The 26062-nt window shown below is 46.0% G+C and carries 26 protein-coding genes; 15 read left to right on the forward strand and 11 right to left on the reverse strand.

Annotation, left to right across the window (positions count from 1 at the left end):
• Positions 1-106 precede the first annotated feature (106 nt).
• The gene (locus tag G395_RS0122445; protein WP_026632135.1) at positions 107-1288 is read left to right on the forward strand and encodes a PAS domain-containing protein; all 1182 of its coding nucleotides are present in this window, start codon (positions 107-109) and stop codon (positions 1286-1288) included.
• Here G395_RS0122445 and G395_RS0122450 read toward each other — a convergent pair.
• Entirely contained in the window at positions 1285-1881 is a 597-nt protein-coding gene (locus G395_RS0122450; protein ID WP_026632136.1) for a hypothetical protein, read from the reverse strand. The two genes, G395_RS0122445 and G395_RS0122450, sit on opposite strands and share 4 nt — an antisense overlap.
• 5 nt (positions 1882-1886) lie before the next feature.
• Complete coding sequence (locus G395_RS0122455; protein WP_035361887.1) at positions 1887-2693, reverse strand: metallophosphoesterase family protein; 807 nt, start codon at positions 2691-2693, stop codon at positions 1887-1889.
• A 163-nt stretch (positions 2694-2856) separates the two neighbouring features.
• Between G395_RS0122455 and G395_RS0122460 the strand changes: the two genes are divergently transcribed.
• The 6 genes from G395_RS0122460 to G395_RS0122485 all read left to right on the forward strand — a co-directional run bounded on the left by G395_RS0122460 (position 2857) and on the right by G395_RS0122485 (position 6737).
• Positions 2857-3321 (forward strand): hypothetical protein, encoded by a 465-nt coding sequence (locus G395_RS0122460; protein ID WP_035361888.1) that lies wholly within the window; start codon positions 2857-2859, stop codon positions 3319-3321.
• Between the two features lie 116 nt (positions 3322-3437).
• Entirely contained in the window at positions 3438-4013 is a 576-nt protein-coding gene (locus G395_RS32550; RefSeq protein WP_035361894.1) for a hypothetical protein, read from the forward strand.
• A 252-nt stretch (positions 4014-4265) separates the two neighbouring features.
• The gene (locus G395_RS0122470) at positions 4266-4736 is read left to right on the forward strand and encodes a helix-turn-helix transcriptional regulator (RefSeq protein WP_026632140.1); all 471 of its coding nucleotides are present in this window, start codon (positions 4266-4268) and stop codon (positions 4734-4736) included.
• A gap of 119 nt (positions 4737-4855) precedes the next feature.
• A complete protein-coding gene (locus G395_RS0122475) occupies positions 4856-5392 on the forward strand; it encodes a DUF4199 domain-containing protein (RefSeq protein WP_026632141.1) in 537 nt (178 codons plus the stop codon).
• Between the two features lie 33 nt (positions 5393-5425).
• Entirely contained in the window at positions 5426-5812 is a 387-nt protein-coding gene (locus tag G395_RS0122480; protein ID WP_026632142.1) for a VOC family protein, read from the forward strand.
• 328 nt (positions 5813-6140) lie between these two features.
• Positions 6141-6737, forward strand: a complete 597-nt coding sequence (locus G395_RS0122485) for a short chain dehydrogenase (RefSeq protein WP_026632143.1) — start codon at positions 6141-6143, stop codon at positions 6735-6737.
• Between the two features lie 67 nt (positions 6738-6804).
• Here the strand turns inward: G395_RS0122485 and G395_RS31245 are convergent, their stop codons facing one another.
• On the reverse strand, positions 6805-10995 hold the full coding sequence (locus G395_RS31245) for a hybrid sensor histidine kinase/response regulator (RefSeq protein ID WP_157486774.1): 4191 nt from the start codon (positions 10993-10995) through the stop codon (positions 6805-6807).
• A 140-nt stretch (positions 10996-11135) separates the two neighbouring features.
• On the opposite strand from G395_RS31245, the gene G395_RS29965 reads away from it, so the two are divergent.
• Positions 11136-11750, forward strand: coding sequence for a site-specific integrase (locus tag G395_RS29965; RefSeq protein WP_051350299.1), 615 nt, complete (start codon positions 11136-11138; stop codon positions 11748-11750).
• A gap of 76 nt (positions 11751-11826) precedes the next feature.
• Positions 11827-12126 (forward strand): hypothetical protein, encoded by a 300-nt coding sequence (locus tag G395_RS0122500; RefSeq protein WP_026632144.1) that lies wholly within the window; start codon positions 11827-11829, stop codon positions 12124-12126.
• Positions 12127-12411: 285 nt separating this feature from the next.
• Here the strand turns inward: G395_RS0122500 and G395_RS0122505 are convergent, their stop codons facing one another.
• The 5 genes from G395_RS0122505 to G395_RS0122525 all read right to left on the reverse strand — a co-directional run bounded on the left by G395_RS0122505 (position 12412) and on the right by G395_RS0122525 (position 17732).
• The gene (locus G395_RS0122505; protein WP_026632145.1) at positions 12412-12846 is read right to left on the reverse strand and encodes a Fur family transcriptional regulator; all 435 of its coding nucleotides are present in this window, start codon (positions 12844-12846) and stop codon (positions 12412-12414) included.
• Between the two features lie 158 nt (positions 12847-13004).
• A complete protein-coding gene (locus tag G395_RS0122510; protein WP_026632146.1) occupies positions 13005-13478 on the reverse strand; it encodes a DUF4625 domain-containing protein in 474 nt (157 codons plus the stop codon).
• A gap of 92 nt (positions 13479-13570) precedes the next feature.
• Positions 13571-14554, reverse strand: a complete 984-nt coding sequence (locus G395_RS0122515) for a DUF4625 domain-containing protein (RefSeq protein WP_026632147.1) — start codon at positions 14552-14554, stop codon at positions 13571-13573.
• A 19-nt stretch (positions 14555-14573) separates the two neighbouring features.
• A complete protein-coding gene (locus G395_RS0122520; protein WP_026632148.1) occupies positions 14574-15281 on the reverse strand; it encodes a DUF4625 domain-containing protein in 708 nt (235 codons plus the stop codon).
• Between the two features lie 39 nt (positions 15282-15320).
• The gene (locus G395_RS0122525) at positions 15321-17732 is read right to left on the reverse strand and encodes a TonB-dependent receptor (protein ID WP_211237796.1); all 2412 of its coding nucleotides are present in this window, start codon (positions 17730-17732) and stop codon (positions 15321-15323) included.
• Positions 17733-17940: 208 nt separating this feature from the next.
• Between G395_RS0122525 and G395_RS0122530 the strand changes: the two genes are divergently transcribed.
• The gene (locus G395_RS0122530; RefSeq protein WP_229204257.1) at positions 17941-18918 is read left to right on the forward strand and encodes a succinylglutamate desuccinylase/aspartoacylase family protein; all 978 of its coding nucleotides are present in this window, start codon (positions 17941-17943) and stop codon (positions 18916-18918) included.
• A 183-nt stretch (positions 18919-19101) separates the two neighbouring features.
• On the opposite strand, the gene G395_RS29970 is transcribed toward G395_RS0122530, so the two are convergent.
• On the reverse strand, positions 19102-19773 hold the full coding sequence (locus G395_RS29970) for a DJ-1/PfpI family protein (RefSeq protein WP_051350300.1): 672 nt from the start codon (positions 19771-19773) through the stop codon (positions 19102-19104).
• A gap of 222 nt (positions 19774-19995) precedes the next feature.
• Here G395_RS29970 and G395_RS32430 point away from each other — a divergent pair, with 222 nt between their 5' ends.
• The 4 genes from G395_RS32430 (at position 19996) to G395_RS0122560 (ending at position 22453) form a co-directional block, all read left to right on the forward strand.
• Positions 19996-20442 carry a transposase gene (locus tag G395_RS32430; protein WP_169720058.1) on the forward strand — a complete coding sequence of 149 codons (447 nt, stop codon included), beginning with the start codon at positions 19996-19998 and terminating at the stop codon, positions 20440-20442.
• 552 nt (positions 20443-20994) lie between these two features.
• On the forward strand, positions 20995-21474 hold the full coding sequence (locus tag G395_RS31250; protein WP_157486777.1) for a transposase: 480 nt from the start codon (positions 20995-20997) through the stop codon (positions 21472-21474).
• 64 nt (positions 21475-21538) lie between these two features.
• Positions 21539-22069: a TetR/AcrR family transcriptional regulator gene (locus G395_RS29980; RefSeq protein ID WP_262485401.1), complete on the forward strand. Its 531-nt coding sequence runs from the start codon at positions 21539-21541 to the stop codon at positions 22067-22069.
• Positions 22070-22090: 21 nt separating this feature from the next.
• On the forward strand, positions 22091-22453 hold the full coding sequence (locus G395_RS0122560) for a hypothetical protein (protein ID WP_157486778.1): 363 nt from the start codon (positions 22091-22093) through the stop codon (positions 22451-22453).
• Here the strand turns inward: G395_RS0122560 and G395_RS0122565 are convergent.
• The gene (locus tag G395_RS0122565; RefSeq protein WP_026632154.1) at positions 22427-22714 is read right to left on the reverse strand and encodes a hypothetical protein; all 288 of its coding nucleotides are present in this window, start codon (positions 22712-22714) and stop codon (positions 22427-22429) included. The genes G395_RS0122560 and G395_RS0122565 overlap by 27 nt on opposite strands.
• Positions 22715-22971: 257 nt before the next feature.
• Between G395_RS0122565 and G395_RS0122570 the strand changes: the two genes are divergently transcribed.
• Entirely contained in the window at positions 22972-23328 is a 357-nt protein-coding gene (locus G395_RS0122570) for a DUF892 family protein (RefSeq protein ID WP_169720059.1), read from the forward strand.
• Between the two features lie 218 nt (positions 23329-23546).
• Here G395_RS0122570 and G395_RS31255 read toward each other — a convergent pair whose 3' ends face one another.
• On the reverse strand, positions 23547-25994 hold the full coding sequence (locus G395_RS31255) for a PAS domain-containing protein (RefSeq protein ID WP_051350302.1): 2448 nt from the start codon (positions 25992-25994) through the stop codon (positions 23547-23549).
• Positions 25995-26062 lie beyond the last annotated feature (68 nt).

Here is a 26062-nt window from a genome sequence, read left to right on the forward strand (position 1 = left end):
TAAAATCAGTTCGCCGAAAGCATGATTTATTGATTTTTTGGATATATATTGTAATTATACTCTGTATTTACCTCCACGATGTGCCCGAATAACTAAATTCAGAAATATGGATTTGAGCTTGGTTAATGGAAAGGTCCTCGACAAGACCTGGAATGCTACGCAACCTGCTGCACGTGTCGGAAATTGGGAGGATCGGTTCGAGTCCCTTGTGCAGACCGTCGATGGAATTGTTTGGGAGGCCGATGTGGCAACATTGGAATTTTCCTTTGTAAGCGACCAGGCCGTCCGCATTCTTGGCTACGCACCCGAAGTCTGGATAAACACGAAAAATTTCTGGCAGGACCGCATCCATCCGGATGATCGCGAGCAGGCGATCGGCTATTGCCACCGCCAGCTCCGGGACGGGAAAAATCATATTTTTGATTACCGCATGATTTCCGCAACCGGCGACATTGTGTGGCTGAAAGACATTGTTGCCGTCATTAAAACCAATGGTGTGCCAACGCTATTGCGCGGTGTAATGGTGGATGTTACGGAAAACAAGCGCTTTGAAATCCTGGAACAATTAGAAAAGAAGATTCTCGATTTAAATTCCGATAGAGAAATTCCGCTTCAAAAAGTGCTTTCTGAGTATCTCTTGGGCATTGAGCATATCTATCCGCGCATGAAATGCTCGATAACCGGCATTGTGGATGGTAAACTGGACAACTGGTCATCCCCGAGCCTCCCAATTGCTTACACCCAGGCACTAGATGGTCTGGATATCGGGAATAATCACGGGTCTTGCGGAACTGCCGCCTATCTGAAAGAAAAAGTGATTTCCAGTGATATCGCGAATGACCCGCGCTGGGCAAATTACCGGCAGCTGGCGCTTCCTTATCAACTTCTGTCTTGCTGGTCGCACCCCATTCTGGATTCCGAAGGTAATGTTACCGCAACTTTTGCCATTTATTACGACCACATTAAAACACCGGATGAAGATGAGCTGAATGTGATAGACCGGGCCGTTGCGATTTTAAAAATGATCCTGGAAAACAGGAAGAATTCCGAGATAATCACATCCAGCAACTCGCGGCTCAGGAATTATGTGGAAGAAATAGCGTTCCTGCAATCGCACGTGGTGCGTGCCCCGCTGGCACGGCTCATGGGCATTGTGGATCTCATCAAAAACTACGAGCACACAGACATTGAAAAACAGGAACTCCTCGATCATCTGCTAATGTCGGCCAAGCAGCTGGATGATGTGATCCGCGACATTGCCCGAAAAGCGGGTGAGAAAAGTGTTTAAAATCCAAATCTCACTCCAAGTGCCAGGTTCACAATGTCGGACGGACGCAGGTAACCGGTATTCTGGACATAACTGATCAGTAACAAATCATAGGTCCCCAGCTCATAATACAATTCCACTGACCGCTGGCGATTCTTGATCGAGACATCCTTTCCTATTTTTCCACCGATATATGCGCCCGGCCGCAAAGATGTTGCCCACCAGTAATAGCCAACGGGATAATGTTCGGGAAGTTTCGTATTGAACTGTGTTCCGAATGTATAGCTCAGATAAAAACCAAGTGAAAACGGTTTGATATAATAGTCGCTTTTCAATGGAATGCTCCTTGGCGAGTAAGTGGTTTTGAGCGTGGTGCTTATCAGACCGTCGCCGCCAAATTTCTGGGGCAGAAAACCAAATAACAAGTCGGTTTCCAATGTTTTGTTACGAGAAATGTAACCCGGCCCGCCCGACAAAAACCCAATGTTCCCGGCGAATTGCAATTTGATATGATCCGGCATAAACCACTTCCGTTTCGCATCCACATCATCGCGGATTTGTGCAGAGCTTGTTAGTGGCGTAAGGAGGATAAGTAGTAAAATTATTTTTTTCATGGCATTCAGTATTCAATTCTTTCTGCCTTATAGCCACCTTTCCAGGTTGTCAAAAGCCAATATCCCCGCTCTCCCATGGCGGTTGTTAGGTAGTAATGCACACCGTCGTTGTAAAACGTTCCGTCCTTGAAAGTGTGCTGGTGACCGTAAAGTGTAAACTTTACATTCTTGTCATTCGCAAGCAGCCCGGAATAATCATCGGCCAATGCCGGGTCGAAATCCCCGTCGAACGGCGGGATATGCGCCACGACGATCGCATTCTTATTGTCCGGATTATCGGCGAGTTGGGATTGCAGCCAGTTAATGTTGGGAACCGAGCCGTTGAAAACGTATTCCCTTGAATTTGTATTAATAAAAATAAACTTGTTGTGCCCGTACTCGAACGAGTAATCCATAGGGCCGTAGATTTTTTTGTAGGCCGCGGGACCATTCGCAACAAGATCGTGATTCCCGATAACGGTCAGGTAAGGGCAATTAAGCTTGACCATAATCTTATTCACCCATTTGAATTCCTGCGAAAGCCCGAAGTCCGAAATGTCACCGGCATGCACGACAAAGGCCACATCCTTCTGACTGTTCGCACTTTTCACAAAATCATCTGTCTCGTCATACCAGCGCTGCGTGTCACCCATTAGGATAAACCGTAGCGTGTCCTTTACAGGAATTGCCTGGATGCGGTCGATGTTTTTTTGATTTAAATTGGTCTCGTTTTCCTTAAAAATGACCTGATTGGGATTGTACTGAAATACGCCTTCACAAGCTGTTAAAGTCATTCCCCAAACGAGCAGCAGAGCTTTTGGAAAATTTTTCAAAGTATGGCTAATAATAATGAGTTAATCAAACGGGCCTTTAAGGCTGTTAGGTAACCGAGAACCAACGCTTATAATTCCACAAAAAACCGCTATTTCGATCCTGTCCGGCATTTATTTGCGGCACGATTATTGCAATTCGGTTTTGACCTTACAATAAACCAATATGAAAATCAAGACCATCCAAACGCTAGCACTGCTAGGACTCCTCTCTGTTGCCATGCCGCTAACCGCGCAAGTCGTGTCACGGGATTCCCTCAACACATTAAAAGAGCAGAAAGAGAGTATTGAGCTGAATAAAAAATTAAACGAGCGCAAAACCGAGCTCGCGAAGCTGGAAAACGAACTGGACGGCGCCACCCGGGATGTTGAAAAAACAGCGGAACAAGCGCAGCGATCAGCCGATGATAATCAGAAAAATGCGGAGCGGCTGGGCAGCGACCCTCAGGATAAGAAGCTCGCGCGCCGTGCGGGGAATAGCGCAAGCGGCGCCCGTAAAGACGCCAAGCGCGCCCGAAAAGCGTCGGATCATCTGGATGATCTGAGAAAAGACATTGAGTCATTGAAGAGAAAGATAGCTGATGACGAAGCTAAATTAGCCAACATGCCTGGCGGATCTTCTTCAAGGTAATCACATGATCCTCTTCTTTTTAGCGGGTGTATCCAATATTTTGGATGCTCCCTTTTTTTGTGATTCCGCGGCATGCTTTTTTATTAAAAAACGGCATATATCAACAACCAATAATCATGGCTACTACAACAGCAAAATCCGATACTAAAAAGGCGGCAACAAAAACCGCAACAAAGGCAGCACCGAAAGCTGCCGCCAAATCAGAACCGAAAAAATCGACGGCTTCGGCTGCTAAGTCCACAGCAGATAAAGCGACAACGAAAACGGCTGCCAAGAGCGATTCAAAAAAGTCGGCAACTCCGGCTTCTAAAAGTTCAGCAGACAAAGGTGAAACAAAGTCAGCATCCAAGACGGGCTCAAAAACAGCGTCTAAAACGGCTTCCAAGAGCAGCGCGAAGAAAGACAGCGACTCTGATTCCAAATCCAACACCACAACCGACCATGAAGAGATTCGCGCCTGGGTCGAACAGCGAGGTGGAAAACCAGCGATGGTGAAAGGTACGAATAAGAAAAAATCAGAAACAGGCATACTGAGAATTGACTTCCCTGGTTACACAGGAAAAGACACGCTCGAAGAAATTGGCTGGGACGAGTTCTTTGAAAAGTTTGACGAAGGAAACCTACAGTTCCTTTATCAGAGCGAAACTGCCGATGGAAAAGAGAGCAGATTCAATAAGTTTATTTCAAAGTAAGGTTATATCAAATTTGAATTAGTTAATTGTTATTTTAAAGATCAGCTTTACGAAGCAGAGAGGCTATGAGTGTTCATGGCCTCTTTTGATGTCCGTACTATTAATACTTTTTGTAATAACTATACATTATGTTAATATTAAAAGTAATTTACATTAGTCATAAGCAGCTGTAAAAAGATGCTTATTTAAATGCCATTAATTCGGTGGAAACATTATTTTTGATGCGTCAACTGCGCCAACCGTTATTTTTGAATGACTTCGGAATTTCTTCAAAAGCACAAAGCAACAATTCTTTACGGGATATCGCTGGCCATGCTGCTGTTCCTTTTAAAGTGGCTGGAACTGCGGTTTATCATTATCAATCATATCTTTGAAATCTACGCAGGCGCCATTGCATTGCTTTTCACAGGCCTGGGCATTTGGATCGCCATGAAACTGACCAAGCCCAAAGTTGAGACGGTTGTGATAGAGAAGGAAATTTTTATTGAAAGCAAGAGTTTTCAGTTCAATGAGCAGCAACAGGCATTACTGGGACTAAGCAAAAGAGAGCTCGAAGTGCTTAATCTGATCGCGGAAGGACTGAGTAATCAGGAAATTGCCGGGCAGCTTTTTGTTTCCCTTAACACGGTTAAAACCCACTCTTCGAAATTGTTCGAAAAAATGGAAGTCAAGAGCCGCACCCAGGCCGTCGAAAAGGCCAAACGCCTGAGCCTCATCCCCTAGCGGCCAATCATACTTTGGCATGAAAAAGTCTCTTTAAAGGTAAAATCACCCAAAAGTATGAGTTAATTTAGCGATTGACTCGCCAATTTTGCTGCCCAACCAAACCAAACGATCGCGTTATGAGAAAAATAATCCTTGTCTGCGGAACCATTGCCGGGATCATTGTGTCGGTGTTCATGGTGTTGTCCATCGCCGTCTGTTATTCCAGCAATAATTTTGAAGGGAACATGCTGCTGGGCTATGCGGCCATGCTCCTCTCCTTTTCATTAATTTTCGTAGGTGTCCGGAATTTCAGGGATAAATACAACGGCGGTTTCGTTTCATTCGGCAAGGCATTTCAGATAGGTCTTTATATTTCTTTAATCGCCTCGACCATTTACGTGATTGTCTGGCTGGTAGATTACTATTTATTCGTTCCGGAATTTATGGAACGTTACGCAACGCACGTTATGCGGGAATTACAGCAGGAAGGCGCAAGCGCGCAGGAGTTGCAGGCAGAATCTGTCAAAATGGATGGATACCGCGAAATGTATAAAAATCCATTGATGGTCATTTTATTTACCTACTTTGAAATATTACCCGTAGGCCTTATCGTATCATTGATTTGCGCGCTGATCCTGAAAAAGAAACCCACGCAATCGCTTCCCGCCGCCTGATTTCAAATTCTAAATCTTAAACAATTCAAGCAAATGAAAATCATTGTAACCAGTGTGATGGTCAACGACCAGGAAAAAGCAAAGCAGTTCTATACCGAAAAATTGGGATTTGTAGTAAAAAATGAGATTCCCATCGGAGAGTACAAATGGCTGACCGTTGTATCACCGGAAGACGATCACAAGGTGGAATTGCTGCTGGAACCGATTGCTTTCGGGCCTGCGAAGGTGTATCAGAAAGAATTGTTTGATGCACATATCCCTGCCACCATGTTCGGTGTCGATGATATCAGAGAAAGTTATGAAAAGCTGGTGAAACTGGGGGTAATGTTCACCGGAGAGCCCAAAACAATGGGTAATGTTACGATTGCAGTGTTCGATGACACTTGCGGAAACCTGATCCAGATCGCCGAGCAACATTAGATCAATTGCTTCCGGCGTTTCGACAGATTGGGATAGCCTGTATGTTTTCTGTATCCCAAAATAAAATATAGTGTGCGTATAGGTTAAAGCATAGTGTGTGTACCAGAACTTTATTAAGCCGTCACAAATAAACGTTAATAGAATTTTGTTCTCAAAGCCGTTGATTGACTGGTGAGGTTGAGTTAGTAATCGGTAAATTGAGGGTCAAATGTCCAACACTGGTGTTTGGAACAGATAGTAAAACTTTCACAGCAACGCCTTTACAAAAGAAGTTAGAAAACTGACTTAACGTTTAAAACTTTCCTCTTTTGTAAAACAAATCATTACTATGAAAATTATTATCATCGGCGCTACCGGGACCATAGGTAAGCACGTCGTAAAAGCATTGGAAAACGGCAATGAGATTATTCAGGTCGGTTCAAAAAGTGGCGACTTCCAGGTGGACATCGCGGATGCAGCTTCTATCAAAGCCCTGTTTGAAAAAGTCGGCCCATTCGACGCGGTGGTGAGCACTGCCGGATACGGCCATTTCGGCCCGCTCGCCGACATGACTGAAAACGAGTTTCGCGCCGGAGTGGACAGCAAGCTGATGGGTCAGGTTAACCTAGTGCTGATCGGCCAAAAGTACATTAATCCAAACGGCTCATTCACCTTAACATCGGGAACCATGGGAGACGATCCGATTATTCTGGGCGCTGCGGTGAGTGCAATAAATGGTGCGATTGACGCCTTTGTGAGGGCCGCCGCTATCGAGCTCAAAAATGGTGTTCGGATCAATGCAGTCGGACCGGATGTAGTGGAAGAGTCGCCCGGATATTTCCCATTTTTCCCTGGCCACGTGCCTGTTTCAATGCATCGCGTTGCACAAGCTTATGTCAAAAGCGTAGCAGGCGGTCAAACTGGGCAGAATTATAAGGTTTTGTAAAACACCTGGTCAGAAACTGCCGTAGATTATAATCAAAAAGAGGTTGCATGTTCGCAACCTCTTTTTGCTAGTGAGCCTTTATCTGCTTATAACCCAATTGAAGGGCAGCTTTAAGTTCTTCAAGCCGCAGCGGTTTAGACAAATAATGATCCATTCCTGCCTGCAAACAAGCTTCCTTGTCTTCACGCATGGCGTTGGCAGTCATAGCAATGATGAAAGGCTGGCTGATAGTCGCGCTTCTGATCTTCCTGGTCGCTTCCAAACCGTCGAGTACAGGCATCTGCACATCCATAAAAACAACGTCGAAGTTGGTCGAAACGGCTTCCTTATAAGCCTCAGCTCCGTTGCGGCTGATGGTAGGACTGTAACCGAGTTTTCGCAGAATGCTCACAAACAACTTCTCATTGACAGCATTGTCTTCGGCCAGCAGAATGTTCAAGGGGTAATGCTGCTCAAACTCAGTAGTAAGATTCAGTGTGTTTTGCGGCTCGGGAGCAGCTTTCATTTTGTGCCCCAATTTCAGAATTAACTGAATGGTTTTTTCCAGATGCGCATGTTTAACAGGCTTTGTAAGCACTTGTGCGAACAGTGCTTTCTCGTTTTTACCCGAATCATCACCCACCGAACTCAACAATATGATGGGAAGCTCCGGATGCCGCTGCCTGATTTGTGCAGCCAGTTCAATGCCATCCATTTCGGGCATCTGCTGGTCTGTGATTACCATATCGAAATGCTGGCCGGCTTGCAGATAAGCCAGCGCCTGGGCTGCCGATGATGCCAGCGTACAAGACAGTTTCCATTGGTGCATTTGCATTTCAAGAATCCTCCGGTTCGTGCTGTTATCATCAACAATCAGAACAGATTTTCCTTCATTTTCTGCCAGGGGCAGCAAAACATTTTGCTTCGAAGGCATGCTGGCAATGCCCGCCATAATAGTAAAATAAAAGCAAGATCCGCTGCCAGGGATGCTTTCCACCCATATGGTGCCGCCCATTAGGCCAATTAACCGCTGACAAATGATAAGTCCCAGACCAGTGCCACCGTATTTGCGGGTATGGGAAGAATCTACCTGCGAAAATGCCACAAACAGCTTACTAAGCTTGTCTTCGGGAATGCCTATCCCCGTGTCCCGGATGCTAAATTGCAACTCGACCTGATCACCGGCAATCTTTTTTGCCTGCTTAATGCTCAGAAATATTTCCCCTGATGCCGTGAACTTGATCGCATTGCCGACCAGGTTAATCAGCACCTGCCTCAGCCGATGGCTGTCCGCGTTGATTTGCGAAGGTGTGTCCACGTCTATCTCATAAACCAGGTCCAGGCCTATTTCTGCCGCTTTGGAAGCAAACAAATCCAAAACACTTTCAACACATTCCCTGAGGTCGAAATCCAGATGCTCCAACTCCATATTCCCGGATTCGATTTTGGAAAAATCCAGGATATCGTTAATAACCGTGAGCAGGCTATCGCCGCTTTTGATGATGGTCTCCGTATACTCGGCCTGCTCGGTCGTCTGGGCGGTTTGCGAAAGCAGCATCGCCATGCCCATCACGCCATTCATCGGCGTCCGAATCTCGTGGCTCATGGTTGCCAGGAAAACGCTTTTGGCAACATTGGCCTTCTCGGCGTCCTGACGAGCAAGCTGCTCCTGCTGGTTTTGTATTTGCAATTGAGTATTTAGCTCTTGAAGTCGATGCGTCTGGTTCAAAATTTCCTGTTTTTGCAGGTTTATTTCATTCGTCCTTTCTGTGACTTGCGAAACCAATGCCTCTTTCTGTGACTTGATAACACGCATCCTGATTCTGTACAAACCAAGCAGCAACGCTATCGCCAGCGCCCCGCAGCCCAGTTTGAACCAGATTGTTTGCCACAAGGCCGCCGCAACATGCACCCGCACCTGCGCTCCCTCTTTGTTCCATATTCCATCATTATTAGCCGCTTTGACCCGAAAAACATAGTCGCCCGGATCCAGATTGGTGTAAGTTGCCTTCCTCGCCGTGCCGCTGAATGTCCAGTCTTTGTCAAAACCTTCGAGCATGTATGCATATTTGTTTTTTTCAGGCATCGTATAGTTGAGCGCTGCAAATTCAAATGCTAACACCGATTGCTCATGGGTAAGATTAATCTGCGTGGCTTGAATGGCTGCTTTGTCCATTGAAGTGTCCTTACCGGCCGCAACGGGCTTGTTGAACAACAAAACTTCGGTAATGTAAACAGGTGGCAAATGTGTGTTATCAGTCAGTTTGTCAGGATAAAAAGAAGTAAAGCCTCTTACCCCGCCGAAAAACATTTCACCGTCCTGCGTTTGAAAACAGGAGTTACTTTTAAACTCGTTACCCTGTAAGCCGTCGGCAAGCCCGAAGTTTCTGAATGTTTTATTTTTTGGATCAAAATCACTCAGACCATTATTGGTACTCAACCAGAGATGCCCTTTCTTGTCCTCTAAAATGCCATATATAACATTGCTGGCAAGTCCCTGTTTCTCTGTAAAAGAAGTAAATCGGTTGTTGTCAGGATCAAATCGATTTAAACCACCGCCCAATGTCCCGATCCATAAACTGCCATCCCGCGACTGTTGTATAGTCTGTATTTTATTGTTAGACAGCGCGTTGTGATTGTTGTGGTGGGCATGAAACCGCTTAAAGCCTTTGGTCTGCGGGTCAAAGAGGTTGAGCCCCTGGAAAGTTCCTACCCAGATTCTCCCTTGCCGGTCTTCGAAAACTTTGGTCACAATATCGCTGCTGATGCTGGCATCGTTGGCAGGATCGTGCTGGTAATGTGTGATGTGTCCGGTTTTAGGATCGTAAAAATCAAGTCCGCCATTCCATGTGCCCAGCCATATGCCACCCTGCCGGTCTTTGAAAATATTGTTGACATCCGCGGTGGTAAGGCTGTAAGGATTGGCCGGAGCCGGTAAATGATGCGTAAATGTTCCGGTGCGTGTATTGAAAAAATCAAATCCACCCATGTGATACGCAAGCCCCAGCATATCATCAGAAATTCGCGTTATGGAGATCACATAATTATTGCTGGGTGAGTTGGGGATGGCTGGATCATGCCGGAAATTTGTAAACTTTTTGGTTTTCCTGTTGAAAAGGTTCAGCCCTCCCCCGTCTGTTCCGATCCAGACTTTATCAGGATCTTTATCTCCGCAAATGCTTAAAACCAAATTGTTACTTAATGTATTGCTGAGCGCGTTTGTCTTGCGGTAGGTGGAAAACTTTTTGCGGAACCGGGATAAAAAATTGACCCCACCAGAATACGTGCCTACCCAAAGGTTATTGATCCGGTCGCGGTAAATGCAGTAAACCGAATTGTCACTCAGGGCCGTGTTGTCGCCCTCAATGTGGCCTATCCTCTGGAACAGGCCGGTTGTTTGATTGAAAATGCTGATGCCGCCGTTCTCTGTGCCAATCCAGAGCTTGCCGTCCGAATCCTGGGCGATTGAAAGGATATCATTGTGCGAGATGCTCAGGCTGTCGGCGGGATCGTTCAAGTAACTTTTAAAATCTCCGCTGCCTGTTTCCAGCATGGAAAGCCCGCCACCGCGCGTGCCCACCCAAATGTTGTCATTTTTATCCTTATACAGGACTTTGATCCAATTGGAATGCAGCCGCCCCTGGCTAGTCCTTCCGCTATAAGCCCGGAAGCGCAGTGTTGCCGGATCAAAGATGTATAGCCCTTGCCTGGTGCCGACCCAAAACTTCCCTTTCGAATCCTCTGCAATGCAAGTTATATTGAGCGGCTTCCTATACGCGCTGTTATCGGGACTAGCCTGTAAAAACACCTTGGCTTTGTCCTTTTCGGTGTCCAGCAACACCAGGCCCTCATCTGTGCAGAGCCATAATTTCCCTGCCCGGTCTTCAAAGATTTTATTGACAGAACGCGTGCCCAATATCCCGCCGAAGCGCACGAAGCGGTCTTTGTCAAAATCGAAGCGGTTTAGTCCGCTGGAAGTTGCAACCCAGAGTCGTCCGTGGCGGTCTTCAAGCAAATCGAGAATGTAGCTGTCGTTAACGCTGCGCGGATCGCTTTGGTCGTGCTTATAATGTTTGAATGTGTATCCGTCGAACCGGTTCAGGCCGTCATCGGTGCCGAACCACATGAAGCCTTTTTTGTCCATCACGATCGAAGCAACGTGGCTCTGGGAAAGTCCGCGGCTTGTCGTCAGCTGTCTGAATCCCATGCCCTGCCCCATAACCAAAATGGGCAAAAGCAGAATTATTAACAGCTTGATGAGGGTATAGCGTTTCTTCAAAAATGGGTTGATATACGATATGACGTAAACTAATAGTAAATGTAATATTATATACCATGTAATAATAATTGTGTAGGTATAGAAGTTAACCGTCACAAAACTATCAAAGCAAAAAAGCACTTATAAGTTTTACCTTACAAGTGCTTTCGGACAACCGGGATTTGTACCCATTCTCCAAAAACCGTTACACCATTCCAGCTGGAAGCAATACCAAAAAAGCCCTAACCAAAGCCGAAGTATTAAAGATCATGGAATACCAGTGTGCACCCGGCATGGAGCAACGAAGCCGAAACCTATGGGTATTTTCCTATTTATGCAATGGGATGAATATCAATGATATCTGTCGATTGAAATGGGAGGATATTCAGTCTGACAAGTTGCCTTATGTTAGGCAGAAGACCGCCAGGAGCAGAAAGAGCAACCAAACCCGTATTAAGGTTACGCTGTTCCCCGAAACGCTGGCAATCATAGAAAGGTGGGCAGGCACAGACCGACACCCCAAAAAACACATTTTCCCATTCCTTGAAAATGATATGCCGGTTTTAAGAGAGCGGATTATCATCAGCCAGGTCATTAAGATCACCAATCAATATATGAGAGGGATTGCCAAAGAGCTTGAAATCGAAAGTGACGTTAATACGTATAGCGCCAGGCACTCTTTCGCAACAATCCTTCTTCAATCAGAAGCACCACTTGCATTCATTAGCCAGTCGCTTGGTCACACTTCAATTTCCACCACGGAAAGCTATGGGTAGTTTTGATGATGAAAAAAAAAATATCTAAGCGCGCTGTTGTAGTTTTTGACTTTCAGCATCGTCAATAGAAACAATAATGAAATTTCAAAGCATGGAAGTCTTTAAAGCTGGCTATGACATCACTCGTCAGACCCCACATTTCTCGTTGCAGTTTGCAAAGCGATTGCAGATTTTAAAGGACCTGGCCGTCATCGACATCATTGGCGCAAATCCTGGGAGACGAAAAGCATATCTGGATCAAACAAAGAAGCTTCAATCCCTATTCAATAGGTTTTGGGAGAGTTATTTCGCCATTACCCTGGGAATGGCGAAAATTTCCAGGACAACTTTTTGCTGGTTATCGAATTCGCTGAAATCTTTTAAACCGATCTGTTAGAGCCCAATAAAACAGATGCCATCATAACGCCAGAATTTGTGGAAGATCTTTGTGATTCAATCCGGGAAAGGGAGGAGAGCTCGGCGGGTTTTATCGCAGAAGTTACTGCGCTCGAAAAAACAGAAGATCAAGATTGGGAGATAGAAAAGATAAGTGATGGAGAACCAACACCAATACGAATCCGCCCTGCTGTGGCGAACCTTGACTTCAACTTGAAAATACAATAGCGACTACACTAAACCCGGTATAGCGCAGCAGCAAGCTTAATGCTGCTGCTGCTTTGCTTTACCATTTACCAATGCTGCCAGATCTAACGCATTCGTTGCAAATGCCTTCCAGCAACAGCCGGGATTGTTGAACGCGGCCAATTGAGGCTATCTGCTGGATGTAGGTTTCGGGAAGGGTTGGAAGCGCAGTAATGCCTTCACAACTGCTGCATTTAAAATGTGGGGTAAGTATCCCTTCCTGTTTTGTTTTTGCTTGCCGGAAATGAAACTGGGCAACACCTTCTGCATCAACAAGTCTTGTAAGCAGGTTCGCACTAACCAGGTCGAGCAGCGTCCGGTACAAACTCACCCGGTCAATCTCATAGTTAAGCAAGCATTGCAAGCGCCCATGGGACAGTGATTTGTGCTCCCGCAGGAAAACGTCCAGAACGGCAATGCGGTTGGGCGTTGGACGCACCTTGCTTTTAATCAAAAGCTTTTTTACCTGGGCCATAAAAAAGTGATGAAGTAAGCCAGCCTACTTTAAAAGCCGGCAAGTTGCTTGCGGGTATGGTAAAATGCTTGTGGACATTGGTATTTTTAGCGCCCTTGTCCCATGTGATTTGTTTTTTGGATTTATTGGGCGAACAAGGGCATGTTACAGCCTGGATGCTATTGGATCTTGATGCTAATGCCCCTGATCGTCTGCCATCCTTCCTTGTCTGTCAGGCGGATCATGAAGTGGTAGTCGCCTGGGTCAATGCCCGCAGGGACCTTGATTGTCTGGCTCGCTTCAAATCTTTGCTGGCTGGGGTCAATGTCAAAGCTTTTGATCAAAAGGAAAGGATTGACTGGTTTCTTGACCGGATCCATATTGCAATCACTTACTTCTGTACTATGGGTGTGGTGATCGAAATTGTGATGGATATCCACACTATAAGAGCCCAGTGCGATATTGTCAGAGAATGTTGCCTTGAAGGTGAATGCTTCGCCTCGTTTAAGGGTGCTGCACTGAATGGGGAAAGTGCCTGGGGCTTCCGCCTCAATGACAGGATAATCGGTATCTATTGCGGGCTCATCTCTATCGCAACCAACAGCGGCTAATGCAATCACTGCTAACAGAATAAATTGTCGGAGTTGTTTCATGTTGTTTTTAAGAATGGACCGGTGCATGGCTCACCGGCCCGGCGGTTTTTAGTTGTGGTTGATAATCAAATTACCATTGGTGATGGACAACGTTAATTGTAATCGATTCCAAAGGGGATTGCCTTATGGATCGTCTGGTTGGTGGTCACATTCTTATAGATCACGACCAGATTGTAATCCCCGCTTTCCCAGGCCTTACCACCACTGATCGCATTCTTCGTTGGTGCATTGTTGTCCTTCTCAGCTCCAATGATCAAATCAGGAATGTTACGAATGACCGTATAGGTTTCCATATCAAATTCTGAATTGCCAAAGTCCTGAACGGTTTTCTCATCCTTATGCTCATGTACATCATATACAATGGCTTTGCTCAGGTCAACTTCCTCAATAGTCTGCGGGTTGTAGTTTGCCGACTTCTTGATCAGTAGCAGATACAGCTTCCCATCCCCTTTCACAAAAGAAATATTGGCCTGTACCTGAATGGTATCCCCTTTTTTGTAGCGCTCGGTGGGGAAACTATCTTTATCAGAATGATAGTCATACATCGGGTTCCAGTTTTTATGCATCCATAACCCTGTAAACATGGGCCTTACCGGAAGACTTTCCCGGGTGTAGATTTCAAAGTCCCGCTTCACTTCAAGCCTGGAACCGTTCTCATCGACAACAGTCACCACAAGCTCATACTTGCCTTCGACAGCATCTTTGGGAAGGTTGAAATGCTTGTGAACATTCGTATTCTTTAAGCCCTTATACTGGTCCCAGGTAATCTCATGTTTCCAGGGTTTAGTGTAAGTTTCTCCTTCTTTGGGCAAGATACCGACTTTGACTGTATCAATTTTATCAACCGCTAAAATGTCAGCTTCAAAGTGGAAATCTTCGCCAATTACACCAATACCAGCATTACCCAGTCCCAGTTCCAGGTTTTCCAGAGTTGGTTTTGGAAGCTCGGGTTCAGGCTTGGGTTCTGGCTCAGGATCGTTGTTATCACAAGCCGCCAGGGTCAGCATGATCATGAGAAGTGCTGAAAGAAGTACGGATAGGCTTTTGGGCTGGCGCTTAACTAAATTGTTTTTCATGGCTAATAGTAAGCTCGGTTTATTTGTCAAAGTGTTCTTCAAATTCATTTTCTTTTCCAGCCTGGTCAACTACCTTTAAATGCACATGGTAGTGGCCCACTGGCGCTGCGGTGATATCGACATGCTTATGAAACTCAAAGGCCGTTTGACCTACCATGGCAGCATCTTTGAATTCAAATTCCTTTTCCCATTTGTCCCCATGGACTTCCACAGTTACTGATGCGATTTTGTTGGGTGCTGCAATAGCTGCTTCCAGGTGCAGTCCTTTTCCGGCATCTTCCACTTCAACGGCAAAGCCAGTAAGTGCAGGCAGTGTCGGGTCTTTGATCACTTCCAGCTCCGAGTCGATCTCTGCTTTGTTACCATTCTTATCAAAAACAGTCATATGCAGGTGGTAATCTCCCAGTGCGGCACTGGCAGGAACATCAATATGCTCATGCAGTTCTGCATTTTTAAGTCCCGAAAGACCAGTTGTGTAAACCGTATCCAGCTCCCAGCCACTTCCATTCTCAGGGTGGATTTCCAGTTGCACGCGGTCGATGTCGCCTGGTGCTACGATCTGCGCCTCGATATGAAAGTCGCTGCCCGCCTGGGCTTGTTTGTTGTTACCCGACCCGATTTCAACATTCGAGATCGTTGGTGCGGCCACGTCTACATCATCATCGTCGTTACAGGAAGCGAAAAGTGCCCCGGCCAATAGCAGGGCAAGCATTGATTTGATTTTCATTGTTTTGGATTTATGGTGAGTAATAGAATTTGCATGAAATTAACTTTGGGCTTTTGCTTTGAAGGCAAAAGGAATTTTAACGGCCAGCACGACATTGCGGCCTGCTTCGGGCAGACCAATCAGACGGTAAAAGCTGGTATGGTTTAAATAGCGCTTGTTCAGCACATTTTGTACTTGCAGGCTAACATTCATCAGTTGCTGGCCGATTTTCAGGCTTCCGCCCGCTGAAAAGTTAAAGACCTGATAAGCAGGCGTTGGCCGCTCAGGGGGCACAATCCGGTTTTGGCTGGCCGAAAGCCGGCAGTCGATGGTAAAGTAAGCGCTGGTCAGAGGCCCCTCCCACTGCGGCTCATAGGTCAGGCTCACAAGCGCAGATGGCGGCGGCGCGAAAGGCAAGCCGTAGCCCCGCTTGGCCCCGGAAAGCTGTTTGCTGAAAAGATATTCAGCTGCAAGCCCTGCTTTCCAGCTTTTTAAAAAGCTGTATGAGACCTGCAACTCCGAGCCGTAGCGCATCACCCTGCTCTGCGCGTAGTTGAAAACCTGGTTACCAGCACCATAGAAATAATCATGTTGGGCGGTAGGGTTTAGAAATATGTAGTTAGGAAAATAATTGAAGAACGGCGTGAGCTGCGCAGTGAGCTTTTCACTATTAACCCCTACGCCAAGATCTAATTGATACGATTTTTCGGCTGAAAGTGAAGGATCGCCTTTTTCATACCGGAAGTAATGATAATTGACCCCGTTTGCGGCCAGCTCTTTGGCTATCGGCATCCGGAAGCCGGTTCCCGCATTCAGTTTCAGAAAGAATTCACCCGGTGTATAATTCAGACCCCCAGACCAGTTGATACTATTAAATCTGCGCGTAATGGCGTCTGCGCGCGTAAGGTAGGTGGTCGTGCCGCTTTCTGATTGGGTTGTGAACCAATCTTTGTATTCCTTAATATCAATGCTTCCATAATCGTACCGGATCGCACCTTGAATGAGAAGCTTTTCATTGACCTTAAATTTATCCAGGATAAAAGCGCCAGCGCTGCTTTGCGAGAATGCCGGGATCAAGAAGCCCCAGCCACCGATGGTGTTGTGCTGATGCTCTCCGCTTGCACCAATGGTCAGCATGTGCCTGTCTATAAGAAGCTCATTTTTAACATTGACTGAGAAAACGCTCTTGTCATACTGCCGCTCCAAGGTTTCCGGCGCAGACTGCTCGGATGGATAAACCGGTGGCATGTAGCCATGGTTGACATACTGACTGTGCTCCTGACGGAAATTATGCTGATAACCCAGCTCGACATTCAGCCTGTTTTTCCCGTAGCGAAATTCAGTCCGGTTGATCACTTTGGTATGTGAAACCTGCTGAGAGGGTAGCTGGATGTCCCTGGATAAACGGTCGTGCAGATCCAGGTCAACGCGCCGCGGCTCCAACCCATGCGCATTAGCAAAAAAGCCGCTTTTGCTGGATGTATTGCTGATGTAGAATATCGATTCAAACGGCGCTGTAATCCAGCCCGCCCGCAAGTGCAGGTTCCGCTCCTCCCCTGCCGTATTACGCAGCCTGTTCTTGTAAAGCGCGACCCCATAATCGTAAACAAATATAGAATCCACGGACACACGGTAGTCTCCATACGTTTGCCATGTCATACGGGCATCAGCAAACAGGCGGTCTTTTCTGCCATACAAATTAAATGAACCACCATACAGACCGTTGTTGCTTTTGGCTGTCAGATCCACGGCTCCACCTCCCGAGCCAGAAGCCGGAATTGCTGCTGGTTTAATGTCAATTGCCCCACCAATGGCCTCGGATCCATACAGGAATGCCGATGGGCCTTTGATCACTTCTACCCTACCCGCTGCAAACTGATCAATTTCTAATGCATGATCAGCGCCCCATTGCTGCCCTTCATGGCGCACGCCGTTCTCGATGACAACCACCTGGTTAAAGCCAAGTCCACGGATCAAAGGCTTTGAGCCGCCCGAGCCGATACCAATGGTCTTGACGCCCGGCAGCTTTTCAAGCGATTGCATCAGGCTTCCGCCCAGATTGCGCCTTATATAGTCTGCGCTGACAATATCAACATTTAGTGAAACCTGCTGCTGCCGGAGCTGCTCATAGTTGTCTTTGACTATGACTTCCTTTAACTGCGCTTCATCGGCTTCCAACACCAAATCTCCAAGTGCGACAGCTTCTGATTTAATGGTTAATGCTTTGGTGATTGGCTTAAAACCCACAAAGGAAACCCTCAGGCTGTACCGTCCCTTTTCAACCTGGTTAAAGACAAAAGTGCCGCCTGAATCACTCAGGCTGCTAAGCTCGCCAGGTATTAATGTGATTGTTGCACCTATCAGCGGCTGACCAGTAGTGCTAACAACTTTGCCTGACAAGGACTGCCCCATTAGCACCGCCCGCGGCACAAATAGCAATGTCATCAAGCAAACAAGTACACGTATCTTCATCAAACCAGCTTTCAAGTCGGCATTCGGCCGCCCTACATGAAACAATGTTGCAAATAAAGCTTTGATATTTTTAACCTGCAACCATGTTGCAATAATTATTATGGTAGTGGTTACATTTGTCTCTTATTACTCGATGATGAAACACTTTGCAATTCTGTTATTTTTTATCTTAATGGTGAATATGTCCACTGGGCTCGCCCAGCGTGCTATGACATTAGACATAGACATAAAGCCCGGCTCGGCTTCCGAGCAGATCCTGACTGTGCGCAGCGGCGCTGATGCTGCTGAATTACCTGTAAAGGTGATCAAAGGAAAATTGGACGGACCCGTTTTCTCCATCATCGCCGGCATTCATGGCTATGAGTATCCGCCCATCATAGCGGCCCAGGAGATCATGGCTGAAATTGACCCGGGCAAACTGAAAGGCACACTAATCATTGTTCCTATTGCTAATACAGCTGCCTTCTTTGGAAGGTCCGTTTTCTATAATCCACTTGATGGGAAGAATCTGAACCGCGTCTTTCCTGGAAAGCCAGATGGAAGTATCTCCGAGCAGCTGGCCCATGCGATTACCATCCAGGTTATCCAGCGTTCAACGGTGCTTCTGGATATACATGCGGGTGATGCCAGTGAAGATCTTACGGATTTTATCTGCTACTATGACAATAAGGATACGCCCGGGCAGACTTCCCAGGCCCGTAAATTGGCTGAGTCCGCAGGTTTTCCATTGATGGTTATATATCCATTCAATCTAAGCAAAACCCAGCCTGCTGAATATGCTTTCAAGCATGCGACCCAGCAAGGCATTACTGCGCTAAGCATGGAAGCGGGTAAATTAGGAGGTGTTCAAAACAAGTCCGTAGAACAGATTAAGACGGGTATTTATAATATTCTTGTCGAGCTCGGCATGTATAAAACCAATCGTAAACCTGTCTTAAAACCCGTCGTTCTGAACGGGCAGCATTATATTAAATCGCCTGCGAAAGGCATATTTTACAGTGACTTGAAAAGTGGTGATCAGGTTGTCAAAAGGCAAAAGATCGGTTATATCACCGACGTCTTTGGAAAACAAATTGCTGATATCAATGCAGATCAAAACGGGATCATCCTGTATAAAGTGGGCACTCCACCGGTTAATGAAGGGGAAACATTATTGTGTATTGGATACACTGCTACCGCCAATTAATAGCTGATAATGGTACGATTTAACCTACTCCCAAGCACCTAAAACATACCAAAATAAGCTTCCCGATGACTGAAACTGATAAAAGTAGTGAGCCTCCATATTTCTTTTTAACCACCGTGGCTGTTGCACAACTCTCAAAATGACATTTAAACAGTTGCGATGAAGAGAGAATATTTGGATATACTATTTAAATTTTTGGAGATGAGCTTCGATCTGAGCATCTCGCGCAGATATGATATTCTTTGAATCGTTAGTAAGTTCATGGTTGAGCGCTACATCCGTTTCGAGACTTGTATATCTGTAGAGTGGCGATGGATTGTACTCGACAAGCAACTGGATTCTTCTAGCCTCATGAGGCCCGGCAATTTTATTGACGAAGTAAAAGCCTAGATCGATTCCTGCTGTTACCCCGCCGCAGGAGATAATATTACCGTCTTCGACAATACGCTCGTCAACTACAATAGCACCAAACTTCTCAAGGGCCTGGTACGCGCTCCTGTTAGTTGTCACTTTCTTGTCAAAGAGAAGTCCACAGAACGCTAGAATTAGCGAACCTGTACATACTGTGAGAACAAAACCGGCTTTTTCACAGACTGCCTTGACGATTCGAAGGTTATCTTCACTTTTACAAAATTCTATCTGTCCACGACCTCCCGGAATAAGAAGGACATCCAATTTCGTCTCCACCGTCAATATCAGAGAAGGCTCGACGAATAGCTTGTTTCCAACATCTATCCGGCCTGGCAAACAGGCAACATTTTGAACATCCCATGCTTTAACTCGGCCTAAAATATCCATTGGACCGAACGCATCTAACGCAGTCACTTGGTCATAAAGCAGTATCCCAATTTTCATGAATTTGTGATATCAGAATTTATAGAGTAAACCATCATTAACTATAAGAGGTAAAATTCGCCATGACAAAACTAAAACCAATGATGGAAAAAAACACTTTCCAAAGCATTCATGATCAACTCTAAGTTTGCCTTGTTGTTGGCTTATTACGGTAGAATTTTGTAACTTCAGGACGCAAGGACGAAAAAATTACTCAGTGCGACGGCCGCCGAAAAGCTGTTCATGAACTTCCAGTTATCCGAGCGGATCCCAACGGATAATTTTTATCGGAAGTTGAAAGAATCACTGGATTTGAACTCCATCTCCAAAGAAACCAGGGAGCTTTATGGAAGCACTGGAAACCCATCCATAGATCTGGTTGTATTTCGCCCGGCGACCCGGTTTAAGCTAATGCTTGTCGGTTACCTGGAAAATATAACGTTTGATCGCAAACTGGTAGATCACTGTTCGGTGTGGGCTATGATATTGACGAGCAGCTGCCCTGGCATTCAACCATCAGCCGGACCAGGCAGCTATATCCGGCTACCGTTTTTGAAGGTTTATTCAATAAGGTATTTACTCTGTGTGTTGACAAGGGCATGGTCAGTGGACATACACACGCAATGGACCGCGGCGGCGGCCGTTCAGCACCAGTTAAAGCCAATGCTTCAATGGAAAGTCTTGAACTGAAAAGACCTTTTCAATCTGTTGAAGGCGCTTTGAAGCCGTAGATACCAAGAACCAGTAATCACTGCCCCTCCTTCGACAGCGGGGTTGATAACTGCCCCGCAGCATCATTTGAATCGTGTGAAACATGTTCATGATAAACTGCTTAAAAATCCGGCCGGTGCCAGCGGCGCTTCTCATGAAAAAGCTCAGTTGTTCAGTAATAAAACGCATTATAATCCGCATGATCCGGATGCTCGTATTTCGGTAAAGCCTGGCAAGGCAAGAAAACTTAACTACCACTGCTGCACGGAGTAGATTCAGGGCAAGGCGTCATTAGCCATATACAGGCCGACTTTGCAGACGGGAGAGATAGTCAGTATCTTCCAGCAATGACTCTACAAATTCAAAACCGACTAAAAGCGAATGAGCTTCGCATGACAGAGTTGTTGGCAGATGCCGGATACTCAAATGGTTTTAATTATGGGTACTAATTAAGAAACATCACACCATGGATTCCTGTTTTTGGCAAGTACAAACCAGAACGGGGATGGGTTACCTATAACAGGAAAGAAGATGTTCTTACCTGTACCATGGAAGACAATTCCTTTTAAAGGCTTTGATCGAACCTCTGATAGAAAGCCAATAAAAAACTACCGGGCTTCGAAAAGAGATTGCATCCCCTGTGTTCTAAAAGAATCCTGCACGCCTAAGTCCCAGTTTAAAAGAATTTTTACGACAGCCTATGAAGATTATTACCATAGAGCTTATGAAAGACAACTAAGCAGACGAGGGAAACAGATGAAACAAGTCCGGCAAAGTACGGTAGAGCCGGTCTTTAGAAGCCTGGTCCATCATTACGGATTAAGTAAAATCAATGTTTTGAGAATAACCGCAGCACATAAGGTGATGCTGATGGCAACGACCTGCTTCAACCTCAAAAAGTACCTCAAAATATTTAAAAGGAAATTGACAAATAGTGCAGCAATAGAGACCATGGTTCGCTTAACGGGCGCATTTTTGAAGCCCTCGATTGCTTTTACGCTAAACTTTTAGAGTTCGCAGAAGTCAGCACTAATTTCCTATTTTTACGCTATGAAAGATACAAAGGCGCATATAGTTGAGTCAGCTATTATTATTTTTCAATACAGACTATTCAGCTACACTCGATATGGTTGCAGAAAAAGCCGGTGTACACCGGCGGACCTTGCACCTTTACTTTGGTAACCGGCAAGAGTTAATTGAATTCTGCAAGGCTGAAATGATGACGACTTGCCAACATGCAATGACAGTAGCTTATCATGCTTCCACTGACCCAGTAAAACAACTTGAACTGATGCTGTATGCCGGCATTGATTGTGGTGCCAAGTATGCGTTTTTGGACAAGATTTATGGGCATACTGCTTATGGTGATATAGCGCAGGATGAGAAAAACGGCGCATACGACTCCATTAAGTCCGAGTGGTTCAAAGTGATTGCTTCCCTTCAGCAAAACGGCTCGATCAGCCAGCAGCTCTCAATAGCATGGATCTTTGCCTTGTTTGGTAGCATGATCACTAATACGATTAATGTAAGCAATTCAGGTGATGTTGTACTAAACGATATTAAAGGTTTTGCGTGGTATTCGTTCAGCAAAAGCATTGGCTTATGAACTACTAATGACGAGTTTAAAATGTCTATTTTAACAACTAATAATAAAATGAGTGATCAAGAGATGATCCCGGAAAACCGCAGCCATATTTTGCTGTATTATTTGTTTGATAATCTGAGCTTTGATAGAAGCTCAATAACAGAATATGACCGTTTGGTATATGCAACATCTTACAACCAGATCAGTAGCATCCGAGCAGCCAACAAGTGGTACCAGGCCTTTCCGCAAGATGCCGTTGATAGTAAAAGTTATCAGAAATTATCAAATGCCGATCCTTTCGGGGTTTTGTTTTATATCGGGTGTCCACATACATACGACGGTAAGCGTGAACAACGGATCTTATGGAATCCATGCTTACTATTTGGCTGGATCTTCATTTCCTGAAAGCGTTCCTCTTTCTGTCTCTGTCACTGCTTTGGCCCTTATTTTAATTTCAGGGCTGTCAACTTCCGTAGTCCCCGCTGGCGACCTAGCAGTGTGCTCGCCTTTTTGTTTTTCAAGTTTCTTCTGCTGCTTGATGGAAACCTTGATTATCTTTTCGGCAAGCTTTTTAGCCGTCTTTTTAATGGCTTTCGCCAGCTTTTTACTATCGGTTTCAGTGTGTCTTAGCTTGTCTTGAAGCGACTCTGTAAGATTTGCTGTCAACTGCTTTTATTCACGTTTCATAGGATTTCAGTTTGTTGAAAAGATTGCTTATAAAATTACAACTGGCTCTTTACAGCCAATATTAAGTTTCATGCGCCTACTGGCACAGTTTTAAACTAAATGTGCCCATGGATCAACTCAGCGCCAAATGACAGCCCACCAACTACTTACCATAGAACTACGGCAGATGCATTGGCTCGAAAATGCATGGGTTGCCATGTTAGGCCAGCTCGGCAGGTCAACCTGCCCTGCCAGAATTGGGAAGTGCCTTAAAAAATGAGCGTGCATACACCCAGGAGCATGTTAATCGTCTTCGGCGAATTTTTACTTCAATCAACGAGCCCTTGGAAAACACAGAGAGCGCAGCTCTTGCAGGCCTAATAGCAGATCTAAAAGATGCATACGCATGCCTAAAAGAGGATGATACTTGGTGTGACATTTCATTTATCCTGGCCGTCATCAAAGCAGTAAATTATCAGATTGGGGCTTATTCAAGCATTCTTGCACTTGCCAGTGCATTGCAGTACGGACCGGCACAGGGAATGGTCAGGATACTATCAATGAAGAAAAACGGACAATCCAGGACTTGCAGGTGCTGCTTTCCCAACAGGTAATATAGTGCTTGGCAACAAAAAAGGCACCTTAAAAGGTGCCTTCTGACTTGTGCTATATATTCTTTATAGATCTAAACGTGATCTTCTGAGCCTTTCTTTATCTGTAAGGTATTCAACTTCCACCTCCGTACTATGCAGGGTTTTATGGATTACTTCTCACGCTCATCGCCTACTACCGATTCTTTTTGCAATGGACAGGCAATGTGAGAGCTTTGTTTTTATTTTAAATTTATTGAACATGTGGCGTCAGTGATCGAGTGGATCACATGGTCGAGCTCCTTCGCCGATGCGACCAAGTAATTGTAAATTAGCTGCTGCTCTGCATCGGGTTCAGCAGGCAATTCCAGCATTGGAAGAAGCGCCATGATGCGGGCTAATGGCGCCCGGATCACATGTGATTGCATCCAGGAGATCTCTCGAAGTTTTTTATTTTGAGCCTCAATTGCTTGAATATATCGCATACGCTCGGTTACATCATTGGCAAGCACCACCTTTGCCTTTATGCCTTGGTAAGTAATTGCGTTACTCTGGATATCGACGTTGATCAGTTCTCCATTTTTTTTCCGGTGCCGGAAAATACCATGCAGAATGACCTTCTCCTGTTCCACGTGCTGCCGCACCGTCTGCTGTACGAGCGGAATATCCTCGGCCGGCCGGATATCTAGTATCGTCATGTCCAGAAACTCTTCGTGACTATAACCATAATGGGCAATTGCTGCCGCGTTCACATCCAGGTACTTTAACGTGTCTACGGCGTAGACGAACATCGGCTGGGGGCTTAGCTGAAAGAGGTCACTGTAACGCTTTTCGGATTCGGCGAGCGCCTGCATCGTTCTTTTACTTTCCGAAATATCCCTAAAATATACGGACAGTCCATTCTCTGATGGATAAGCGCTTACAGTGAACCAAGCCTGCATCGCCGGATAAAAGTCTTCAAAGTGGACCGCTGTCCCTTCAAGCATAGCTTGTTGGTAAAACCTGTAAAAATCCAACTCCCACACATCCTCATAGATATCCCAAAAATATTTACCAAGCATTGTTTCACGCGGCTTGCCCGTGTTTTTTTCGGCAGTCGCATTCCAATAGGTAACAATCCAGTTACGGTCGACGGCAAAAAAGCCATCGCCGATACTTTCAAGGATAGCATTTCGTTCAGCAAGCGCCGTGGTCGCCGCTAGTTCCGCTCTTTTACGGTGATCAATGTCCTGGAAGCTGCCGTAGACCCGGACGCATTTGCCGTCCCTGAACTCGGCCTCCGCCATCGCCCTGACCCAGCGAAGGTTGCCCCGTGCGGTAACCAGTTCTACCTCGGCGTCGCAGGGCACCCCGGTCACAATTGTGTCAGCCATTTTGCCAGCGATATAATCTCTATCTGCTCCCTGACGGTAAAAGGACAGCCAGTTATCAACGCTCGGAGTGAAGGAATCAGGGACTTCATAAATTTCCCTTGTGATCGGTGACCAGTAGGCCGTTCCGCTCACCCGATCGACTTCCCAGCTTCCGATACGTGCGAGTTGATTGGCTTTATGCAACAGGTTTTCAATCTCTTTTTTATCCGAAATATTTTTGCCTACACAAAACAACAGTTTTTCATTAACGGACCGGGTAACTGTCCAGGATAGCCAGATTGCTTTGCCGCTTTTTGTCAAGAAGCGGTTTTCAAAGTACATGGTCTGGTTACAACTGGCAATGAAAGCTTTGGTGCGTTCGCGACTGACTTCCAAGTCGTCCGGGTGAACCAGAAGATCGAGCGGCGCATCCAGCAGCTGCTTTTCGGTATATTCCAACAGGCTGCACATGGCAGGATTAACCTTTTTAAAATAGCGGTCGAGCCCAAGGATCCCGATCATATCCGGCGCACGGTCGAAGAGCAAACGCAGCTGCTCATCCGCCTTTTTACGACCCGTAACGTCCTGGATAAACATAGAAAAGCCATCGGTGCCGGGATAGACCCGGTTTTCCTGCCACAGGCCGAGCGGCGCATAATAATCTTCGCTGCGTACAAAACGATTTTCTTGAAGCGCTTGCTGAATCGAGTGATAGGTGGTCGATCCGACCGCGTCTGGGAAAACGTCCCAAACCCGCCGTCCGATCATTTCCTGGGGTGTCAGGCCGACCATTTCACAGATCCTCCTGTTCACATAAGTATAGCACTGCTTAGCATCCGCCGTGAAAAAACCGTCCGTGATACTGCCTAATAACGCTTCCAGCTGCACTGACTTCTGGCTAGCCTCGGTTTGAGCATTCCGGCTTTGCTGCTCTTCGGCTTCCAGTTTTACCTGCGTAGTCACATCTATAAAATTCAAAACGATCGCTTTGACCTCGGGCTCGCACAGCAGGTTGGTTAGTGTGCAATCAATTGTAATGTAGTGCCCTGCATAATGCCGGGTCCGAAAGCGTGTCGTAACCGGCTTGCCGGGATGTGCATATACCTGTGATAATACCTGATGAAGTGTCTGGCCGTCATCGGGGTGTATCAAGGAGTTTACGGCTTGCTTTGTCCGGTTAGCTAAGCTCCAGCCGGTAATCCGTTCGGCCGATGGACTTCTGTAAACCACGGTCAGCTCGCCGTCAAGAAGTGTAACGCCGGCGTAACTATGCTCAATGAGTTTGCGGAAGCACAATTCTCCGCGATCGGTTTGGTCCGTGTGTGAAGCAATAACCATATCAGGCTTCAAAACTTAAAGTTGCGAATAGTATCTTTTGAAACTCATAATTTGTGGCGCAATGCAGT

This window comes from Dyadobacter alkalitolerans DSM 23607 (genome assembly GCF_000428845.1).
GTDB classification, from domain to species: domain Bacteria; phylum Bacteroidota; class Bacteroidia; order Cytophagales; family Spirosomataceae; genus Dyadobacter; species Dyadobacter alkalitolerans.

What these genes read in the sequence shown, in the direction of transcription:
- G395_RS0122445 (WP_026632135.1), top strand. Translation starts at nt 107, where the DNA reads ATGGATTTGAGCTTGGTTAATGGAAAGGTCCTCGACAAGACCTGGAAT.
- G395_RS0122450 (WP_026632136.1), bottom strand. Translation starts at nt 1,881, where the DNA reads ATGAAAAAAATAATTTTACTACTTATCCTCCTTACGCCACTAACAAGC.
- G395_RS0122460 (WP_035361888.1), top strand. Translation starts at nt 2,857, where the DNA reads ATGAAAATCAAGACCATCCAAACGCTAGCACTGCTAGGACTCCTCTCT.
- G395_RS32550 (WP_035361894.1), top strand. Translation starts at nt 3,438, where the DNA reads ATGGCTACTACAACAGCAAAATCCGATACTAAAAAGGCGGCAACAAAA.
- G395_RS0122470 (WP_026632140.1), top strand. Translation starts at nt 4,266, where the DNA reads ATGACTTCGGAATTTCTTCAAAAGCACAAAGCAACAATTCTTTACGGG.
- G395_RS0122475 (WP_026632141.1), top strand. Translation starts at nt 4,856, where the DNA reads ATGAGAAAAATAATCCTTGTCTGCGGAACCATTGCCGGGATCATTGTG.
- G395_RS0122480 (WP_026632142.1), top strand. Translation starts at nt 5,426, where the DNA reads ATGAAAATCATTGTAACCAGTGTGATGGTCAACGACCAGGAAAAAGCA.
- G395_RS0122485 (WP_026632143.1), top strand. Translation starts at nt 6,141, where the DNA reads ATGAAAATTATTATCATCGGCGCTACCGGGACCATAGGTAAGCACGTC.
- G395_RS0122500 (WP_026632144.1), top strand. Translation starts at nt 11,827, where the DNA reads ATGAAATTTCAAAGCATGGAAGTCTTTAAAGCTGGCTATGACATCACT.
- G395_RS0122505 (WP_026632145.1), bottom strand. Translation starts at nt 12,846, where the DNA reads ATGGCCCAGGTAAAAAAGCTTTTGATTAAAAGCAAGGTGCGTCCAACG.
- G395_RS0122510 (WP_026632146.1), bottom strand. Translation starts at nt 13,478, where the DNA reads ATGAAACAACTCCGACAATTTATTCTGTTAGCAGTGATTGCATTAGCC.
- G395_RS0122515 (WP_026632147.1), bottom strand. Translation starts at nt 14,554, where the DNA reads ATGAAAAACAATTTAGTTAAGCGCCAGCCCAAAAGCCTATCCGTACTT.
- G395_RS0122520 (WP_026632148.1), bottom strand. Translation starts at nt 15,281, where the DNA reads ATGAAAATCAAATCAATGCTTGCCCTGCTATTGGCCGGGGCACTTTTC.
- G395_RS0122525 (WP_211237796.1), bottom strand. Translation starts at nt 17,732, where the DNA reads ATGAAGATACGTGTACTTGTTTGCTTGATGACATTGCTATTTGTGCCG.
- G395_RS0122530 (WP_229204257.1), top strand. Translation starts at nt 17,941, where the DNA reads ATGACATTAGACATAGACATAAAGCCCGGCTCGGCTTCCGAGCAGATC.
- G395_RS29970 (WP_051350300.1), bottom strand. Translation starts at nt 19,773, where the DNA reads ATGAAAATTGGGATACTGCTTTATGACCAAGTGACTGCGTTAGATGCG.
- G395_RS32430 (WP_169720058.1), top strand. Translation starts at nt 19,996, where the DNA reads ATGAACTTCCAGTTATCCGAGCGGATCCCAACGGATAATTTTTATCGG.
- G395_RS31250 (WP_157486777.1), top strand. Translation starts at nt 20,995, where the DNA reads ATGTTCTTACCTGTACCATGGAAGACAATTCCTTTTAAAGGCTTTGAT.
- G395_RS0122560 (WP_157486778.1), top strand. Translation starts at nt 22,091, where the DNA reads ATGTCTATTTTAACAACTAATAATAAAATGAGTGATCAAGAGATGATC.
- G395_RS31255 (WP_051350302.1), bottom strand. Translation starts at nt 25,994, where the DNA reads ATGGTTATTGCTTCACACACGGACCAAACCGATCGCGGAGAATTGTGC.